At 68.0% G+C, this 17547-nt stretch carries 15 protein-coding genes and 1 pseudogene; 9 read left to right on the top strand and 7 right to left on the bottom strand.

Annotation, left to right across the window (positions count from 1 at the left end):
• Nucleotides 1–73 precede the first annotated feature (73 nt).
• Nucleotides 74–670 carry a nucleotidyltransferase family protein gene (locus ACT53T_RS11460; RefSeq protein ID WP_476161292.1) on the bottom strand — a complete coding sequence of 199 codons (597 nt, stop codon included), beginning with the start codon at nt 668–670 and terminating at the stop codon, nt 74–76.
• A 153-nt stretch (nt 671–823) separates the two neighbouring features.
• Between ACT53T_RS11460 and ACT53T_RS11455 the strand changes: the two genes are divergently transcribed.
• On the top strand, nt 824–1804 hold the full coding sequence (locus tag ACT53T_RS11455; RefSeq protein ID WP_476161291.1) for an LLM class flavin-dependent oxidoreductase: 981 nt from the start codon (nt 824–826) through the stop codon (nt 1802–1804).
• Nucleotides 1805–1820: 16 nt separating this feature from the next.
• Here ACT53T_RS11455 and ACT53T_RS11450 read toward each other — a convergent pair whose 3' ends face one another.
• Genes ACT53T_RS11450 through ACT53T_RS11440 form a run of 3 tightly spaced genes read right to left on the bottom strand, consistent with a single transcriptional unit; the run spans nt 1821 to nt 7668 of the window.
• A complete protein-coding gene (locus ACT53T_RS11450) occupies nt 1821–3431 on the bottom strand; it encodes a hybrid sensor histidine kinase/response regulator (protein ID WP_476161290.1) in 1611 nt (536 codons plus the stop codon).
• Entirely contained in the window at nt 3428–4258 is an 831-nt protein-coding gene (locus ACT53T_RS11445) for a CheR family methyltransferase (protein WP_476161289.1), read from the bottom strand. Before ACT53T_RS11445 ends, ACT53T_RS11450 begins: the two co-directional genes overlap by 4 nt.
• Nucleotides 4255–7668 (bottom strand): response regulator, encoded by a 3414-nt coding sequence (locus tag ACT53T_RS11440; RefSeq protein WP_476161288.1) that lies wholly within the window; start codon nt 7666–7668, stop codon nt 4255–4257. Before ACT53T_RS11440 ends, ACT53T_RS11445 begins: the two co-directional genes overlap by 4 nt.
• A 367-nt stretch (nt 7669–8035) precedes the next feature.
• On the opposite strand from ACT53T_RS11440, the gene ACT53T_RS11435 reads away from it, so the two are divergent.
• Genes ACT53T_RS11435 through ACT53T_RS11405 form a run of 7 tightly spaced genes read left to right on the top strand, consistent with a single transcriptional unit; the run spans nt 8036 to nt 14325 of the window.
• Nucleotides 8036–9028 carry an AAA family ATPase gene (locus tag ACT53T_RS11435; protein ID WP_476161348.1) on the top strand — a complete coding sequence of 331 codons (993 nt, stop codon included), beginning with the start codon at nt 8036–8038 and terminating at the stop codon, nt 9026–9028.
• Nucleotides 9025–9942, top strand: coding sequence for a DUF58 domain-containing protein (locus ACT53T_RS11430; RefSeq protein WP_476161287.1), 918 nt, complete (start codon nt 9025–9027; stop codon nt 9940–9942). The genes ACT53T_RS11435 and ACT53T_RS11430 overlap by 4 nt, the downstream gene beginning before the upstream one ends.
• Nucleotides 9926–10375, top strand: a complete 450-nt coding sequence (locus tag ACT53T_RS11425; protein ID WP_476161286.1) for a DUF4381 family protein — start codon at nt 9926–9928, stop codon at nt 10373–10375. Before ACT53T_RS11430 ends, ACT53T_RS11425 begins: the two co-directional genes overlap by 17 nt.
• On the top strand, nt 10372–11331 hold the full coding sequence (locus ACT53T_RS11420; protein WP_476161285.1) for a VWA domain-containing protein: 960 nt from the start codon (nt 10372–10374) through the stop codon (nt 11329–11331). The genes ACT53T_RS11425 and ACT53T_RS11420 overlap by 4 nt, the downstream gene beginning before the upstream one ends.
• On the top strand, nt 11328–12236 hold the full coding sequence (locus tag ACT53T_RS11415; protein WP_476161284.1) for a VWA domain-containing protein: 909 nt from the start codon (nt 11328–11330) through the stop codon (nt 12234–12236). Before ACT53T_RS11420 ends, ACT53T_RS11415 begins: the two co-directional genes overlap by 4 nt.
• Complete coding sequence (locus ACT53T_RS11410; RefSeq protein WP_476161283.1) at nt 12233–13108, top strand: tetratricopeptide repeat protein; 876 nt, start codon at nt 12233–12235, stop codon at nt 13106–13108. The genes ACT53T_RS11415 and ACT53T_RS11410 overlap by 4 nt, the downstream gene beginning before the upstream one ends.
• Nucleotides 13108–14325, top strand: coding sequence for a BatD family protein (locus tag ACT53T_RS11405; protein ID WP_476161282.1), 1218 nt, complete (start codon nt 13108–13110; stop codon nt 14323–14325). Before ACT53T_RS11410 ends, ACT53T_RS11405 begins: the two co-directional genes overlap by 1 nt.
• 18 nt (nt 14326–14343) lie before the next feature.
• On the opposite strand, the gene ACT53T_RS11400 is transcribed toward ACT53T_RS11405, so the two are convergent.
• The 3 genes from ACT53T_RS11400 to ACT53T_RS11390 are packed head-to-tail and all read right to left on the bottom strand — an operon-like array spanning nt 14344 to nt 16321.
• Complete coding sequence (locus ACT53T_RS11400; protein WP_476161281.1) at nt 14344–14667, bottom strand: plastocyanin/azurin family copper-binding protein; 324 nt, start codon at nt 14665–14667, stop codon at nt 14344–14346.
• Nucleotides 14664–15371, bottom strand: coding sequence for a DUF1345 domain-containing protein (locus ACT53T_RS11395; protein WP_476161280.1), 708 nt, complete (start codon nt 15369–15371; stop codon nt 14664–14666). The genes ACT53T_RS11400 and ACT53T_RS11395 overlap by 4 nt, the downstream gene beginning before the upstream one ends.
• An 8-nt stretch (nt 15372–15379) precedes the next feature.
• Nucleotides 15380–16321, bottom strand: a complete 942-nt coding sequence (locus ACT53T_RS11390; protein ID WP_476161279.1) for a polyprenyl synthetase family protein — start codon at nt 16319–16321, stop codon at nt 15380–15382.
• Nucleotides 16322–16442: 121 nt separating this feature from the next.
• Between ACT53T_RS11390 and ACT53T_RS11385 the strand changes: the two are divergent.
• Nucleotides 16443–17524: pseudogene (locus ACT53T_RS11385) on the top strand (alkene reductase).
• The last annotated feature ends 23 nt before the right edge of the window (nt 17525–17547 follow it).

Genomic DNA, 17547 nt, shown 5'->3' with positions numbered 1-17547 from the left:
CGCCGAATCAGCGCATGTTCAAGGAAAGTCTGCGACGGCGTTTTATGCAAGCGCGAAAACGCTTTCGCACGCATCACGCAGGCGTTTCGGCAAGCGTGAGAAAAGGCCAGCGCGCGCGAAGGCTCGCGGCTTTCGCCGCGAACAGCTCCGGCCGCAGATTGAGCGGATTGGGACGCAGCACGCCGGCGAAGAGATCGTCGAGACGCGCCGGCGCATAGAGCTCGAGCGCGCCGTCCACACGGCGCGCGGCGACGCGCGTGCATTCGATCAGAAAGCGATCGACGCCATCCGCGCTGCTGCGCAGCTGCGGATACCCCGGACCGAAGCGCTCGCCATACCAAAGATGCACGCGCGCCTGATTCTTCAGATCGACGCGGATCGGAAGATCGGAAAAGAGCGCGCGGGCGCGGCGAATGGCGCGATCCTCCGCCTCATAGGAGAGATCGTCGTCGAAATAGAAAATGTCGTAATCGAATATGTCCTGCGTCGCCGGCCGGCCGCCGTCGAGATTCCAGACCGTCTGGAACAGGCAGCCGGCGACGAGCCAGGCGTCCGCGAGACAAAGGCTCGGCAGGCGCTCGAGGATGACGGCGTTGTGCGGATTGCGCTGGATCGCCACAGCGAGACGCTCCTGCGCCTCTGGCGCCGCTGGTTCGAGGCGAGACGTCATCTTCCAGGGCTCCGAATCCGGGTCAGTTCCGCAGGCGCAGCTCGCTGCGCTGCTCGGCGCGTCCATGGCCCTGGCCGAGACTTGCCGCCGGCGCGACCGCGGCCTAAGCTATATAGCGACCCTATATAGCGCGCGGGGGGAGGAGCTTCGGCCATGCGCATCGGCGTGTTCTGCGCCTATGAAAACCCGGTTCGCGACTATAAGGCATGCTTCGACGCGCAGACGCGTCTCGTGCGCCGCGCGGAGGAGGTCGGCTTCGAGGAGGCCTGGGTCGCCGAGCATCATTTCGACGATGACGCCGTCAGCCCGTCCATATTGACGCTGCTGTCCTATCTCGCCGGCGTCACCTCGCGCGTGCGGCTGGGCTCGGCGGCGGTTCTGCTCGCTTTTCGCAATCCGATCCAGGTGGCGGAGGATGTCGCGACCATCGACGTTCTCTCCAATGGCCGTTTCGATTTCGGCGTCGCCAGGGGCGGGCCGTTTCCCGCGCAGAACAAGCATTTTCATGCAGCGAAGGAAGAATCGCGCGACATCACGCTGGAGGCGCTCGAGCTGATCGAGCGTCTCTTCTATGAGGATCGCGTCACTTTCTCGGGCGCGCATTTTCAGGTCGACGATCTCGCGCTCTGCCCCAAGCCGCTGCAAAAGCCTATCCCCACATGGATCGCCACATCGACGCCGGCGGCGATCGAATATGCGGCGCATAAGGGCTTCGGCATTATGGCGGCCTCGCCCGCGCCGATCGCCAAGATCGAGCAGACGGTCGCGGCCTATCGCGCGACGGGGCCGGGCGCCGATCCGCGTCTCGCGCTGGCGCGCTTCTATTACGCCGCCGAGACGCGCGAGAAGGCGATGGCCGAGGCGCTGCCCTTCATCGCCCGTTTCGCCGATCGCATGCGCGGCATTTTTCTGGCGCAAAACGCGCCGGCCTCTTTCGATCCGCAGGAGATCGTCGAGCGCTCGCTCATCGGAAGCCATGAGGAGCTCGCCGAGAAGATCGTCGATATTCATCGGCGGCTCGGCCTGGGCTCGTTGCTGCTGAAGCCGGCGACGGCGAATGAAGCGCTCGCGCTGGCGAGCCTCGATGATTTCGCGGCGAAGATTCGCCCGCGCATCGCGGCCGCGATCGCCTGAGCGGCGCGCGCTCGGCTCAGGGCGCGGCGCTGTCGGCGAGAATTCTCTGTATCGTTTCCAGCAGCCGCTCTATGTCGGCCGGCTTGCCGAGCTGCTCGCTGTTCTGCAGCGGAATGCGGACGCCGTCCTCGTCAGCGGCGGCGCCGCTGAGCACGAGCGCGGGAAGGTCGCGATTGAGCAGCTCGCGCAGCCGTCGCACGACGAGCGGCCCCACCACGCCATTGGGCAGATGATAATCGATGATCACCATGTCGGGCCGGGCGCGGTCGCCGACGACGATCTTGGTCGCGGCGTCGCCGTCGGCGGCGGCCAGCACGTCATGACCCTCTGTCGTCAGCAGCAGCTCCAGCGAGTCGCGCACATCGGGATCATCGTCCACGACCAGAATGACGCCTTTGCGCGAAGGCCGCGCGCCGGCGCCGAAGTGCGAGTCCTCGCAGCGCGGCGCCTCCGGCCATCGCGCATCGACGCCGCGCGGCGTCTCGGCCGCGCAGCGGCGCGGCAGCCGAATGTGAAAGCATGTGCCGCGCGAATCATCCGATTCGAATTCGATGGCGCCGCCATGCGCCAGCACGATCTGCCGGCAGATGAACAGGCCGAGGCCGAGCCCCCGCATGCGGTCGCTGCTGGCGAAGGGCTCGAACAGCGCGTCGCGCAGCGCCCTCGGCACGCCGCGCCCGCCATTGCAGACGTGGATCACGATGAATTCCGTCGCGCCGCCATCGATCCGCAGCGTCACGGCCACGCCCGGCGGGCTGTGCTCGACGGCGTTGCCGACGAGATTGGACAGCAGCTGCAGAATGCGGTCGATGTCCCAGGCGCCGTCCATGTCGCCGTCGAAAGCGAGACGCAGCGCGCGCCCGCGTCCGCTGAACTCATCGGCGATCTGCTCGACGACGCGGCGGAAATTCGCCGCGGCGGGGCGGATGGCGAGGCCGCCGCCCATTCTGATGCGCGTGAGATCGAGAATCTGGTCGATCATTCGCGCCATGCGGTCGCCGCTCTGGCGAATGAGCTGCAGCGCCTTGCGCAGATCATCGTCCTGCGCATTGCTCAGCGAGCGCTCGGCGGAGGTGAGGATGCTCTGCAGCGGATTGCGCAGATCATGCCCGAGAATGCCGACGAACATCTCGCGCGTGCGCTCCACCTGCAGCAGCTGCTGGCGCTGCCGCTCCAGAGTCACGAAGACATCGACCTTGCTGCGCAGCACCTGCTCGTCGATCGGCTTGAACAGATAGTCGACGGCGCCGACCTCATATCCTTTGAACATGCGCGAGACGTCGGGCGAATGGGCGGTGACGAAGACGATCGGCACATAGCGCGTCTTCTCCACGCCGCGCATCAGCGTCGCCAGCTCGAATCCGTCCATTTCCGGCATGTTCACATCGATGATGGCGAGCGCGATGCTGCGATCGAGCAGAATATCGAGCGCGGCGCGGCCCGATTGCGCGGTGACGATATCGAACGAGTCGCAGCGCAGCAGCGCCTCCATCGCGATCAGATTCTCCGCGAAATCATCGACGATGAGAACGACCGGGAGCTTGGACGTGCGGCCCGAGTCGAAATCGGCCGTCGACGACCGCCGACGCCCGGACGGGTTCGAGGAGTTTTCGATCGCTCTCATCATTTCACCCGATAGATATGCTCGTCAGCCGAAAGGATCTCGAGAGAAGACGCATGACGCGAGAAGGCGAGGGATTCGTTCGGCCCGAGCCCGATGAAGCCGCGCGCGCAGAGCGACTCGCGAAACAGGCCGATCGCGCGATCCTGCAGCGCTCGGTCGAAATAAATGAGCACATTCCTGCACGAGATGAGGTGCATTTCGGCGAAGGCCGCGTCGGTCGCGAGGCTGTGGTCGCAGAACAGAATGCGCCGCTTCAAAAAGGGCGCGACGGTCGCATAGGCGCCGCGCGCGACGAAATAGTCGGAGAGCGCCGCGCGCCCGCCGGAGCCGTGGTAATTTTCAGCGAAGCCGCCCATGCGAAAGAGCTCATAGCCGCCCGCTTGCGCAACGGCCATGCTCTCCCTGTCTATGTCGGTCGCATAGACGAGCGAGCGCTCGAGCAGCCCTTCCTCATGCAGCAGAATGGCGAGGGAATAGGCCTCCTCGCCGGTTCCACAGCCCGCCACCCAGAAGCGCAGCGAAGGATAGGTCGCGAGATGCGGCGCGACCGTCTCGCGCAGCCCGCGGAAATAGGCGGGATCGCGGAAGAGATCGCTCACCTGTATGGTGAGATGGCGCAGCGCTTCTGTGAATGCGTCTTCGTCATGGACGATGCGGTCCAGAAGATCGGTGATCGTCGCGCATCGCAGCGCAATCTGCGCGCGGGCGACGCTGCGGCGCAGGGAGGAGCGCGCATAGCCGCGAAAATCATGCTGATAGAGCCGGTATATGGCCTCCAGCAGGAGGTCCAGCTCGACCGCGGCTTTCTCATCGGAGTCGAGAAGGATCATTTCGGCATCCATACGCGGATCAATGAAAGGAGCTTCTCGACGTCGATCGGCTTGGAGATGTAATCATTGGCGCCGGCCGCGAGGCATTGCGCGCGATCGTCGGGCATGGCCTTGGCGGTCAGCGCGATGATCGGCAGAGCGGCCTTGTCCTCGCGCTCGCGGATCGCGCGCATGGCGGCGAGCCCGTCCATCTCCGGCATCATCAGATCCATCAGCACGAGATCGATCGTCGGATCGCGATCGACGCGCTCCAGCGCCTCCCGGCCATTGCGAGCGATCTGCACCGTCATGCCTTCACGCTCGAGCACGGCCGTCAGCGAAAATATATTGCGCACATCGTCCTCGACCAGCAGCAGGCGGCGGCCGTCGAGAACGCTGTCGCGGCTGCGCGCGATCTCGAGCATATGCTGCTGCTCGGGCGACAGCTTCGATTCCGCCTGATGCAGGAAGAGCGTCGTCTCCTCTATCAGCCGCTCCGGCGAGCGCGCGCCTTTGATGATGATGGATTTCGACAGGCGCCGAAGCTTCTGCTCCTCGTCCATGCTGAGCGAGCGCGCGGTGTAGACGATCACCGGCGGCGCGACGCGCGTCTCGTCGCGGCTCATGCGCTCCAAAAGCTCGAAGCCGCTGACGCCGGGCAGCATGAGGTCGAGCACCACGCAATCGAACGGACGCGCGTCGATCTCGCGCGAGGCCTCCTCCGCCGTCGCGACCGCGACGATCTCGACGTCGACGGAGGACAAGAGCTCGATGAGCGCCATGCGCTGCACGCCCTCGTCCTCGACGATCAGGATCGACTTCTTGTCGCGATCGAGCTGCTCCTCCAGCAGGCGGAAGGCGGAGACGAGCTGCTCGCGCTTGGCCGGCTTCAATATGTATCCGGCGGCGCCCATCTCGCGCGCCACTTTCTGATAATCATGCACCGAGACCACATGAATCGGCGCATGGCGGATCGCCGGATCGCGCTTCAGCAGCTCGAGCACGGTGAGGCCGGACTGGTCCGGCAGGCCGATGTCGAGCAGCACGGCTTGCGGACGGAAGCGGCGCGCCAGCGTCAGCGCGTCGCCGGCCGAGCCCGCGACAATGCATTTGAAGCCGAGCTCGCGCGCGAGATCGCGCAATATCTCCGCAAAGGCGGGGTCATCCTCCACGATCAGCGTCACGCGACGCGATTCCGCGATCTCGTGCCGATCGTCCAAAATCGGCGCGGGCGTCGGAGCAGCAGGCGCCGCCGGGGGCGGCTCCTCGCGTCGCAGGGCGGTCGCCGCCACGCCATCGGCGCGCAGCGGCAGCAGCAGGGCGAATGCGCTGCCCTGGCCCGGCGTGCTGCTCACGCTGAGCGCGCCGCCGAGCAGCTCGGCGAACTCGCGCGAGATGGAGAGGCCGAGGCCGGTGCCGCCGAACTTGCGGTTGATGCCGCCATTGGCCTGGCGAAACACCTGGAAAATCGTCTCCTGCTGATCCTTCGCTATGCCGATGCCCGTGTCCTCGACGATGAAGGCGATGTGCTGCGCGCTCTCGCGCCGCACGATGAGGCGCATGCCGCCTCGCTCGGTGAACTTCACGGCGTTGGCGAGAAGATTGGAGAGAATCTGCTGCAAGCGCTGGCGATCGGTCTCGATCATATCGGGCGCGCCGGGCTCGACGGCGATGGAGAATTGCAGCCGCCGCTCGGCCGCCAGCGGCTCGAAGCGGCGCTCGAGATCGGCGAGCAGCAATGAGATCGCCATCGGCGCCATGTCGAGCTCGATCTTGCCGGCCTCTATCTTGGAGAGATCGAGAATATCGTTGATGAGCGCCAGCAGATCATTGCCGGCCGAATAGATGCTCTGCGCATATTTGATCTGCTCGGGCGCGAGATTGCCGTCGCGATTGTCGACGAGCAGCTTGGCGAGAATGAGCGAGCTGTTGAGCGGCGTGCGCAGCTCATGCGACATATTGGCGAGAAATTCCGATTTGTAGCGGCTCGTGCGCTCCAGCTCCACAGCCTTCTGCCGCAAGGCGGTTTCTGTCGCCAGCAGATTCTCCTTCTGCAGCTCCAGCGCCCGCGTGTGCTCTTCCAATGTGTCGTTGACTTGGCGCAGCTCCTCCTGCTGCGCGGTGAGCTCCTCGCCTTGCGCGCGCGATTCCTCGAGCAATTGCTCTATGCGGCCGCGCGCCTCGGCGGAGCTGATCGCCTGTCCCACGCCGCTCGAGACGAAGTCGAGGATCGCGAGACGCCGCTCGCAAAAGGGCTGCAACGCGCCGAGCTCGATGACGCCGCGCGTCTCGCCTTCGTGCAGCAGCGGAAAGATCAGCAGATGGCGCGGCGGCGTCCGCCCGAGCCCCCAATGAATGGCGAGCCCGTCCTCGGGAATGTCGGTCACGATGATGCGGCGCTTGTCGAGCGCGACCTGTCCCACCAGCCCCTCGCCGAGCCGCCATTGCTCGCGCATGCCGGAGACGCCGGCATAGGCGCCGGAGAGCCGCAGCGTCGCGCCGCCGTCCTCGGCCACATATTGCGCGCCGACCTGCGCGCTCAAGGCGCGGCACAGCAGAGCGAGCACGCGCTGCGCCAGCTCGCGCATCGTCGGATTGCCGCTCATCGCCTGCGCGAGCGCGGTCTCCTGCTCGGCGAGCCACATTTGGCGGTCGTTGCGCTCGGCGGCCTCGCGCAGCGCGCGCGTCATCGCCTGCAAGGATTTGCCGAGCTGATCCTTGTCGCTGCGCGGCGAAGGCTGCGCGGAATAATCGCCGCCGGCGATCGCCTCCATCTCGCGGGCGACGCCGCGCAGGCTGTCGACGAGATCATTGAGCGACAGGCCGAGAATGTCGCTGGGCCCGGCGAGATCGATATGGCGCTCGAGATCGCCCTCCGTCACCGCGCGCATGACGCTGGCGACGTGATGCAGCCGCTCGCGATGATCCTCGAGATTTTGCGCGGTGAGCGCGCCATAGGTGTCGACGACGACGGCCGAGTCGAAGGCGATCAGCTTGCGCACGGAGAGAGCGGCGGTCGTCCGCGCGCGCAGACGCTCGTCGTTCTCGATCGCGCGGCGTAGCCAGGCGGAAACGAATTCCATGGCCAGAAGATAGATGAGCAGGCCGAGCTCGATGCGCGCGTGCGTGCGCCCGATGATGCGTCGGCGCTCCACATAGGCGTCGTCGACATTGGCGGCGAGAAAATCGGTCCAATATTCGTTCTGCTGCGCCTTCACGCGCTGCAGCATGCGCGGATCGGCGAAGAAGCGCGCGAAATCGGAGAAGCCGCGGAGCCAGGCGTAGAAATCCTCGATCAGCTCCGGCACGCGCGCCGAGAGCGTCTCGCCGACGAAGCAGACATCCGCGAAGGTGGACTCGTCGAGCCCATGCGAGGCGCGCAGCGAATCGTGATTCACGAGAAAGGCTGCGCTGGTCTCGCCGGGGGACATCAGCGTCCCTCCCGTGCGAATGCGCCGGCCGAGGCGCGCCAGAGTCTTTCGAGATCGTCGCGCATCGGCTGTGTCCGCATAGGTTGATAAAGGGTTAATGCTTTAAAACACCAGGCCGAGCGTGCGCCCGAGACGTCCGCGCCGGATCGATTGGTATAAATGTGGCGTGGCGCCGTCAATAGGCCGAATTCGCCCGCCTTCGTCCCAAAAGTGGGGCCGGCTCTCCGTCGCATGGATGGAATTCCATGGAAAAACGGGAAAAATGCCCGATTTTTTTAGACGATTGTCCCTCGACAGCGCGCGGCGCAGAGGCGAAACTTCGGAGCCGCCGCGCAATCGCCGGCTTGGGACCCTTCGCATGAACCCGATGGAACCGCTTCGCTTTCTCTCCCCGGACCGCGCCGTCGATCTCGGCGCGCGGCTCGGCGAGATCAGGATGTTTTTGCAAGAGCGTCTCATCGGCGCCGATACGCTGGTCGAGCGGCTGCTGATCGGCCTCGTGGCCGACGGCCATGTGCTGCTCGAGGGCGCGCCCGGCCTCGCCAAGACGCGCGCCGTCAAGCTGCTCGCCCGCGCCTCCAATCTCACCTTCGCGCGCATTCAATGCACGCCCGATCTCATGCCCGCGGACATCACCGGCACGTCGATCTGGCGTCAGGACAAGAGCGTCTTCGAATTTTCGGCGGGGCCGATCTTTCATTCGCTGCTGCTCGTCGACGAGATCAATCGCGCGCCGCCCAAGGTGCAATCGGCGCTGCTCGAGGCCATGGCCGAGCGTCAGGCGACCATCGCCGGCGCGACTCATGCGCTGCCCGATCCATTCATGACCGTGGCGACGCAGAATCCGATCGAGCACGAAGGCACGTTTCCGCTGCCGGAGGCGCAGCTCGATCGCTTCATGCTGCATGTCGAGCTGGCGCTGCCGGACGCCGCGACGGAGCGGCGCATTCTCGATCTCGTCGAGCGCGAGGATCAGGGCGCCGCGGTCGCGCCGCCCGCGGCGCTGCAGCCGGAGGAGATCGCCGCTGCGCGCCATGCGGCGCGATCGGTCTTTCTCTCCGCCGCGATCAAGGATTATATCGTGAGACTCGTCACCGCGCCGCGCGATGCGAGCGTCGCGCCGGAGCTGGCGGCGAAGATCGCACATCCGTCCTCGCCGCGCGGCACGCTGGCGCTCGCCGCCGCCGCCAAGGCGCGCGCCTTTCTCGACGGGCGCGATTATGTCGCGCCGCAGGATGTGAGCGCGCTCGCGGTGGACGTTCTCTCCCATCGCACCATTCTCGGCTGGCGCGCGCTCGCCGAGGGCGAGACTCCGCGCGGCGTCATTCGCGCCTATCTCGATGCGGTTCCCGCTGCATGAGCGCGTCGGAAGCGCTCGTCCCCGGCGTCGATCTCGATGTCGAATCCTTGATGCGTCTGCGGCTGCTGTCGGCGCGAAGCGGCGCGCGCCGAGCCGCGGCCGCTGCGCCGCTCGGCGGCGTGGCGCGGCGCCGACGCGGACGCGGCGCCGAGACCTATGACGTTCGCCCATGGTCGGACGGCGACGATATGCGCAGCCTCGATCGCAATGTCACCGCCCGCACCGGCGCGCCGCATGTGCGCACCTTTCACGACGAGCGCGAGCGCTCTGTGCTCTTTGTCGTCGATTTTCGCGCGCCCATGCTGTTCGGCACGCGCCGCGCCTTTCGCTCGGTCGCCGCCGCGGAGGCCGCGGTCGCCTCCGCTTGGCGCGTCATCGACTCGCAGGGCCGCGTCGGCCTCGCGGCGATCGGCTCGATGGGCGCGCGCTGCTTCGGCTTCGCCGTGGGGGCGCGCAGCTTTCCGCCTCTGCTCGTCGCGCTCGCCGAGGCGCATCGCATAGCGCTCGCGGAAGGAGCGGAAGCCGCCGAGCCGTCGCTCGCCACGGCGCTGGAGGAAATGGAGAGCGTCGGCGGAACATCGGCGCTCACGCTCGCCAGCGCGCTGGATTCTCCGGGCGAAGCTTTCGACGCGATTGCGACGCGCATCGCGCGTCGGCGCGATCTCTGCGTGCTGCTCGTCGCCGATCGACTCGAGCTGGCGCCTTCGCCGGGCCTCTATCCGTTTCGCACGCGCATGGAAGACGGCGTGCTGCGCATCGCGCATGGCGCGCGGACGGCGCCCGATGAGCGTCTGGCGCGCCTGCGCCGGCTCGGCGCGCGCGCGCTCGAGATCGACGCCGGGCTCGACGCGGAGACGATCGCGCCTCTTCTCGAGCGTTTGGACATGGAGCGGTTCGATGGCCGATCCTTCTGATCTGCTCCAGCAATTGCGGCCGCTGCGCGCGCCGCCGCCGGACGGAGCGGCCGATATTCTGCTCATGGCGCTCATCGGTTGCGGCGCCGGCGCTCTGCTGACGCTCGCTATTCTGTTCTGGCGCGCGCGCCGCCGTCCTCTGCGACGCGCCGCTCTTTCCGCGCTGGCGTCGGCGCGCGCATTGCCGGCGGCGGAACGGCTCGCCGCGCAGGCGAGAATGTTGCGTGATCTCGTCGGCGCGCTCGAGGGCGGCGTCGCGCATTCGCATGGCGACTCCTGGCTGAGGCGGCTCGACGCGATCTTCGCGACGACTCTGTTCAGCGAAGGCGAAGGCCGCGCTTTCGGCGATGCGCTCTATCGTCCGCGCGTCGATGATCCGAGCGAGACGCTCGATCGCGCTTTGCAAAAATTGCTGTCGAGGCTCGACCGATGAACGGCTTCGAATTGGCGACGCCTCTCGCGCTCGCGCTCTTGCCGGCGCCTCTGCTGCTGCGCGCGCTGCGCGGGCGCGCGGCGGGCGGCGGATTGCCCTTGCCGGAGACCATTCGTCATCGGCTCGGCGCCGGCGCGGCATCCGGCGGCCCGCGTTTTTCCTGGCGCGTCATCGTCTCGACGCTCGCCTGGATCGGACTTGTGCTGGCGCTCGCCGGGCCGCGCGTCGCCGGCGCCGTCGCGGCGCTGCCGGCGACCGGGCGCGACATCATGCTGGCGCTCGATCTCTCCGGCAGCATGACGAAGACGGATTTCGAGCTGGACGGCGCAGCCGCCAGCCGACTCGCCGTGCTGAAACATTTCGGCGCGGAGCTGATCCGCCGTCGCGCCGGCGATCGCATCGGTCTCGTCGTCTTCGCCGAGACGGCTTTCGCCGCGGCTCCGCCGAGCTTCGATCTGCGCGCGGTGAGCGCGACGCTCGAGGAAATGGAGATCGGCCTCGTCGGCCGCTCCACCGCGATCGGCGAAGGGCTCGGCCTCGCGCTGAAGCGTCTGTCCGATTCCGCCGCGCCCTCGCGTCTCGTGATTCTGCTCTCCGACGGCGCCAATAACGCCGGCGTCAGCGAGCCCGGCGCCGTCGCCGAGCTGGCGCGTGACATGGGCGTGAAAATTTTCACCATCGGCCTCGGCGTGAGTGACACGCTCGCCAATCCCGACGATACCGATGCGGTGGATTTCGTCGCTCTGCAACGCATTGCGGAGATCGGCGGCGGCGCGGCGTTTCGCGCGCGCACGGGCGCCGAGCTCGACGCTGCGACGCGCGCCATAGAGGGGCTCATCGCCGGTCCGACGCCGGCGCCGCCGACGATCGTCTATCGCGAGCTGTGGATCTATCCGGGCGGGGTCGCTTTCTTGGCGGCGATGGCGCTCGCGCTCGCGACGAGAGAGAGACGATGATCGAGATCGGCGATTTCGCTCTGCTGCGTCCGCTGTGGCTGCTGGCTCCGCCGGCGCTGGCCTTGCTCGTCGCCATGACGCGGCGCCGCGACGCGCTCGGCGATTGGCGCCGCATCGTCGATCCGGCGCTGCTCGCAATCATGCTGCGCCGAAGCGCGAGCGCCGGCGCCTCCCGCAGCGACGCGCCGCTTTTTTTCAGCGTCGCGCTCATCGCGCTCGCGCTCTGCGGGCCGGCGGTGAAAATGCGCGGCGCCGAGCAGTTCCGCAATCTCGACGCCACTTTGATCCTGCTCGACGTGTCGCGCGCCGAGCGTTTGGGGCAGGCGGTCGCGGCGGCGCAATTTCTGCTCGAGCGCTCGGGCGCGCGGCAGATCGGCCTCGCGCTCTACGCCGGCGACGCCTATCTCGCGAGCCCGCTGACGGATGATGCGAAATCGCTCGAATCTCTGCTCTTCGCCATAGACGAGCGAACCGTGCCCGATGGCGGAACCAAGCCGGATCGCGCGCTCGCTTTCGCCCGGCGCCTGCTGCGCGAGGCGGAGATCGCAGCGGCGGATATCGCCATTATCTCCGATGGCGAGGGGCTCGATCCACGCGCGGAGCGTCTCGCCGCCGCGCTCGCGCGCGAAGGACGTCATGTGCATAGTCTCTTCGTCTCGGCGCGCGGCGGCGCCGATGCGCTCGAGCCCGCGCGCCGCGCCGCAATGGCCGCGCTCGCAGCCGCCGGGAGTGGGCGCGCCGGCGACGCGGCCGATCCCGCCGAGATCGCGCGCGCGATCGAAGCGCGCGGCGTCGCGCATATTGCAGAAGGCGAGCTGCGCGCGCTGGAATGGCGCGACTATGGGCGCTTTATCCTATTGCTCGCGGCGGCGCCGCTGCTGCTCGCGCTGCGGAGGGGCGCATGATTCCGCGCCATCGCATGAGAGGCGAGCCTGAAGGCTCGCGGTCCAGCGCGCGCCTCGGACCGCGAGCCTTCAGGCTCGCCCTTATTCTCCTCATCCTGTCGCTCGTGAGCGCATTATGGACTCTCGGACCGCAGCTCGGCGGCCGCGCATTGCTGGCGCTCGGCCTGCCGTCCATTGCCGCGCAAGTCTTCGCCGATCCCGTCTGGAAAGGCGCCGCCTTCTATGCGGCCGGCCGATGGGAGGAGGCGGCCGCCGCCTTCGCGCGCGATAGCGACAGCCTCTATGATCTCGGCAATGCGCTCGCGCTCGCCGGCCATTATCGGGAGGCGGTCGCCGCCTATGATCGCGCGCTGCGCGCCGATCCCGACGATGAGGACGCCGCCTTTAACAAATCTCTTCTGCTCGGTCTGCTCGAGCGCGAGAGCGCCGGCGGCGACGCCAAGGCCAATTCGCCGGCGACCGGCCAGCAGCGCGCGCTCGGCAGCCTCGACGATGACAAAGGCGGCGGCGGGGAGGGCGCGGCGGGCGAGCGCGAGACGAGCTCGCGGCCCGGCGATCGCGGCGGCGCCAAAGCCTCCAAGCAGGGCAAGGGCCAGGAGGAGACGAAAGAGAGCGGCGCCGGCGCGACCGGCGCGGTCGGAGCCTCGGAAGGCGCGGGCCGCACCGGCGGGCAGAGGATAGACGTCGCCGCTCTGCTGCATGAGCGCGACCGCCGTGTGCGCCGGCGTCTCGAGGCGCGCGCCATTCACGCCAGCGCCGATTGGCTGCAGAGCCTCGACGACGATCCCGGCCGTTTCCTGAAGCTGCGCATCGCCGCCGAAAAAGCGCGCCGCTTGCGCGCCGGCGGCGGCGCGCTGGAGGAGGATGATTGATGTCGCGCCGTCTCGCGCTTCTTCTGTTCTTCTTGCTGCAACCTCTCGCACAGGCGCTGGCGCAGGAGGAGCCGCCCTTCGGCCGCGTCGAGCTCCGCGTCGAAGCGCCATCCGAGACGCCCTATGTCGGCGAGCCGCTGCGGCTGGTGATCCGTTCCGCCATACGCGGCCGCGTGCTGCTGGATCATATCATCCAGCCTTCGCTGCTCGATTTCGACTGGCAGCAGTTCGGCGTCGACTCCTCCAGCGAGGAGATGATCGACGGCTTTTGGACGCCGGTGGTCGAGCGCGTGCTGATGATCTATCCGCTGCGGGCCGGGCGGCTCACCATTCCGCCCTTCAAGCGCCGCATCGCCTATCGCATAGATGAGAGCGGCAGGGTGGAGGCCGAATTCGTCTCGGCGCCTCTCCAGATAGAGGCGCGCGCCCGCGACGGGCTGGTTCCGCCGGGCGAGAGCTTTCTGCCGGCGCGGAGCCTGCGCATCACGGACGCCTGGGACATAGAGCCGGACAAGATTCCCTTCGGCGAGACGGCGCGGCGCACCGTCACTGTGGAGGCCGAGGGCGTCACCGCCGATCGCCTGCCGCCGCTGCCCAATTTCCGCGCGCCCGGAATCATCACTTTCGCCGCGCCGGTGGAGCGGCGGACGATCGTGACCGATCAGGGGCCGGTCGCTCACGCGGTCTATCGCTGGAATGTGCGGCCCGTGTCGGCGGTCTCGGCCTATGCGCCGGCGATCCGCATCGCTTGGTTCGATGTCGCGACGCGGCGGATGCGCGAGGCCGTCGCGCCCGAGCGGCGCATCGCTTTCGGCGACGCGCCGCGCGAGCATGCGGCCGCGCGGCTGCGCGAGAGTCCGGGCCTCGCGGCGCCGCAGCCGATCATCGCCGCGCTGGCGAGCTTCGCAGCCACCGCCGCTCTCGTCTGTCTCATCGTCGCCATGCGGGGGCGGATCGGCGCGCGGCGGCCGGCGGCGCTCGCCGCTCTGAAGCGCGCCGCTCGCGCCGCGGACGCCGTCGCCTTTCGCCATGCCGCGCGCCGATTGGCGGAGGCTGACCGCAAAGCCTGGGCGAGGATCGTCGCGCGCGAGGACATAGGCGCGCCGTTGGCCGCGCTGGACGCTTCGCTCTATGGGCGCGAGCCGCAGGCCGCTCCGCCGCTCGCGCCGCTGGCGCGCGCCATCGCCGCCGCCTGGGCGCCGAGCGGCGGCGAATAGCCGGCGAGAGCCGCCGCCTCACGGGACGACGGTGATCGTCCCGCTCATGTGAGAATGCAGCCCGCAGCGAAAGGCCACCTCGCCCGGACGCGTCAGCGTGACGTCGAAGCTCTCGTCCTCGTCGACATGCTCGGGAGAGTGGAAGATTTCGTCCTTGCCCATCGCGCCGATGATGGAATGCGGCGCCTGATCGTGATTGACGAAAACGACGGTCTCGCCTGCGCGCACGGTGAGATGGACCGGCGCGAAGGCGAAATTCTCTATGCGCACTTCGGCCGCGAGGCCGGGGCCGAGCGAGAGCGACATTGCGAGAAGTAAGGCCGCGAAAGCGCGTCGTCTCATACGAAGCCCGCGGCGATATTGACGGTGAGCGCCAGTATCGCGGTGTTGAAGAAGAAGGCCAGCACGCCTTGCGCGAGCGCGACCGCGCGCATCGTCGTGGAGGCGGTGGAGACGTCCGCCGTCTGCGAGGCGACGCCGATCACATAGGCGAAGTAGAGAAAATCCATGTAGCCGGGCTGCTGCGCGCCCGGAAAGATCAGCCCGCCGCGCTGCTCGGCGGGGCGGTCCGGCGCGGCGCCGCGCTCGAGATAATATTCATGCGCGTAATGCAGCGCGAAGGTGAGATGCACGAACAGCCAGGAGAGCACGACGGTCAGCACGGCGAGGGAAATATGCGCGTGCTTGGAAAATCCCTCGAGATTTTTGACCGGCCCGAGCTCGGCGACGATCGCGCCGATGGAGGCGCAGGCGGTGGCGATGGTCATCACGAGAATGACGAGCCGGCCTTCGTCCTGCAATTGCGCGCGGCGGCGCATGGAGCTCGGCGTCGAGCGCGCCATCATCTCCGCCGAGAGCGCGAGATAGAGCGTCACGAAGACGTCCCAGCCGACGAGCGCGCGCGTCACCTCGCGCCAGCTCGCGGGCAGCAGCAGGCCCGCGGCCACGCCCGCGAGCAGGCAGAACAGCAGCCGCGCCCGCGCCCTGGCGATGCGCCACAGCAGCGGGCGCCGGTGGCGCGCGTGAGTCTCGGCGGGGTGGCTCATCGGCGCGCTCAATTGCTGCGCAATGCGACGAAGCGCGCCGCCTGCGCGAGCACGTCCGTCGCCGCGCCGAGGCCCGTCTCGGCGAGCGCGGCTATGGCCGCCTCGACCAGCGCGTCGCGCCGCTCGCGCGCCTTGTCCAAGCCGAGCAGGCCGATCAATGTGGCCTTGTTGCGCTCGGCGTCCTTGCCGGCGCGCTTGCCGAGCGCGGCCTCGTCGCCCTCTGCGTCCAAAATATCGTCGGCGATCTGGAAAGCGGCGCCGAGCGCGTCGCCATAGCGGCCGAGCGCGGCCGCCACGGGAGCCGAGGCGCCGCCGAGAATGGCGCCGAAATCGACCGAGACGCGCAAGAGCGCGCCGGTCTTCATGGCCTGGAGGCGGAGCGTCTCCTCCTGCGAGAGCGGGCTGGTCGCCTTTTCGGCCTCGAGGTCCAGCGCCTGCCCGCCGACCATGCCGCCGAGCCCGGAGGCGCGGGCCAGCGCCAGCACGAGACGGGCGCGGATTTGCGCGTCGGCATGGGTCGCCGGATCGGCCAGAACGTCGAACGCATAGGTCAGCAGCCCGTCGCCGGCGAGAATGGCGGTGGCCTCGTCGAAGGCCTTGTGGGCGGTGGGGCGGCCGCGGCGCAGATCGTCGTCGTCCATGGCCGGGAGATCGTCATGGGCCAGCGAATAGCAATGGATCATCTCGATCGCCGCGGCGGCGCGCCGCGCGCTCTCGCCCTCGACGCCGAAGAGGCGGGCGGATTCGAGCGCCAGAAACGGCCGCAGCCGCTTGCCGCCGCCCAGCGCCACATAGCGCATCGCCTCCAGCAGCCGCGCCGGCCGGGCGATCTCGCCCGAAAGCGGTTCCGCGCCGAGCAGGGCGCCCAGCGTCGCCTCGGTCGCGCTGGCGGCCTCGTCGAGGCGGCGGCGGAAAACGTCGTCGGTGGTCTTGGCTGCGTCGCCGGTCATGGGACCCTTTCCCGAGAAAATCATTCCATCTGGCTCGGACCTAACAAATTTGCGATCAATCCCCAAGTGGCGAGGGGAAGGGGGCGCGCAGGGGCGCGGCCCGAGAGGAAAATCCGAGACCATGACCGTTTCTTTGTTCGAACCCTTTCGGCTGGGCGATCTCACGCTCGCCAATCGCATCGTCATGGCGCCGCTGACGCGCCGTCGCGCCACCCATGAGACCAACGCCGCCAATGCGCTGATGGCCGAGTATTATCGCCAGCGCGCCTCGGCCGGGCTCATCATCGCCGAGGCCTCGCAGATTTCCCAGCAGGGGCAGGGCTACGCCTACACGCCGGGGATTTATTCGCCCGAGCAGGTCGCGGGCTGGCGCCAGGTGACGGAGGCCGTGCATGCGGCGGGCGGGCGTATCGTCCTGCAGCTCTGGCATGTCGGGCGCGTCTCGCATGTCTCGCTGCAGCCCGGCGGCGGGGCGCCGGTCGCGCCTTCCGCCATCGCCACGACGAAGCAGGTGGCGATCGAGAGCGGCGCCGCCGATTGCTCCGCGCCGAGGGCCCTGGAGCTCGGCGAGATCCGGGGCTGATCGCCGATTATCGCAAGGCCGCGCGCAATGCGAAAGAGGCCGGCTTCGACGGCGTCGAGGTGCATTGCGCCAATGGCTATCTGATCGACGAGTTCTTGCGCGATGGCTCCAACAAGCGCGAGGACGCCTATGGCGGCGCGCCGCAAAATCGCGCGCGCTTCGGCCTCGAGGTCGTGGACGCCGTGCTGGCGGAATGGGACGCGTCCCGCGTCGGCGTGCGCATATCGCCGGTGAGCCCGGTATACGACATGTCGGACAGCGATCCGCAGAGCGTCTTCGGCTATTTCGTGGAGCGGCTGGCGGAGAGGAAGCTCGGCTTTCTCCATGTCATAGAAGGCGCGACGCAAGGCCCGCGCGATGTCGCGCCTTTCGATTATCTCGCTCTGCGCGAGAGCTTCCCCGGCGCCTATATCGCCAATAACGCCTATACTCTGGAGCTCGCGCAGGAAACGCTCGCGAGCGGGCGCGCCGATCTCATCGCCTTCGGCCGGCCCTTCATCTCCAATCCCGATCTCGTCGAGCGCCTGCGTCGCCGCGCGCCGCTCGCCGATGTCGATTTCGAGACCGTCTATGGAGCGGGCGCGAAAGGCTATACGGATTATCCGACGCTGACGGCGTGAGCCGAAAGGGCAGGGCTCGTTTC

Source organism: Methylosinus sp. DMC45 (genome assembly GCF_056313885.1).
This window is presented reverse-complemented; position numbering and strand designations above follow the sequence as displayed.

What these genes read in the sequence shown, in the direction of transcription:
- ACT53T_RS11460 (WP_476161292.1), bottom strand. Translation starts at nt 670, where the DNA reads ATGACGTCTCGCCTCGAACCAGCGGCGCCAGAGGCGCAGGAGCGTCTC.
- ACT53T_RS11455 (WP_476161291.1), top strand. Translation starts at nt 824, where the DNA reads ATGCGCATCGGCGTGTTCTGCGCCTATGAAAACCCGGTTCGCGACTAT.
- ACT53T_RS11450 (WP_476161290.1), bottom strand. Translation starts at nt 3,431, where the DNA reads ATGATGAGAGCGATCGAAAACTCCTCGAACCCGTCCGGGCGTCGGCGG.
- ACT53T_RS11445 (WP_476161289.1), bottom strand. Translation starts at nt 4,258, where the DNA reads ATGATCCTTCTCGACTCCGATGAGAAAGCCGCGGTCGAGCTGGACCTC.
- ACT53T_RS11440 (WP_476161288.1), bottom strand. Translation starts at nt 7,668, where the DNA reads ATGTCCCCCGGCGAGACCAGCGCAGCCTTTCTCGTGAATCACGATTCG.
- ACT53T_RS11435 (WP_476161348.1), top strand. Translation starts at nt 8,036, where the DNA reads ATGGAACCGCTTCGCTTTCTCTCCCCGGACCGCGCCGTCGATCTCGGC.
- ACT53T_RS11430 (WP_476161287.1), top strand. Translation starts at nt 9,025, where the DNA reads ATGAGCGCGTCGGAAGCGCTCGTCCCCGGCGTCGATCTCGATGTCGAA.
- ACT53T_RS11425 (WP_476161286.1), top strand. Translation starts at nt 9,926, where the DNA reads ATGGCCGATCCTTCTGATCTGCTCCAGCAATTGCGGCCGCTGCGCGCG.
- ACT53T_RS11420 (WP_476161285.1), top strand. Translation starts at nt 10,372, where the DNA reads ATGAACGGCTTCGAATTGGCGACGCCTCTCGCGCTCGCGCTCTTGCCG.
- ACT53T_RS11415 (WP_476161284.1), top strand. Translation starts at nt 11,328, where the DNA reads ATGATCGAGATCGGCGATTTCGCTCTGCTGCGTCCGCTGTGGCTGCTG.
- ACT53T_RS11410 (WP_476161283.1), top strand. Translation starts at nt 12,233, where the DNA reads ATGATTCCGCGCCATCGCATGAGAGGCGAGCCTGAAGGCTCGCGGTCC.
- ACT53T_RS11405 (WP_476161282.1), top strand. Translation starts at nt 13,108, where the DNA reads ATGTCGCGCCGTCTCGCGCTTCTTCTGTTCTTCTTGCTGCAACCTCTC.
- ACT53T_RS11400 (WP_476161281.1), bottom strand. Translation starts at nt 14,667, where the DNA reads ATGAGACGACGCGCTTTCGCGGCCTTACTTCTCGCAATGTCGCTCTCG.
- ACT53T_RS11395 (WP_476161280.1), bottom strand. Translation starts at nt 15,371, where the DNA reads ATGAGCCACCCCGCCGAGACTCACGCGCGCCACCGGCGCCCGCTGCTG.
- ACT53T_RS11390 (WP_476161279.1), bottom strand. Translation starts at nt 16,321, where the DNA reads ATGACCGGCGACGCAGCCAAGACCACCGACGACGTTTTCCGCCGCCGC.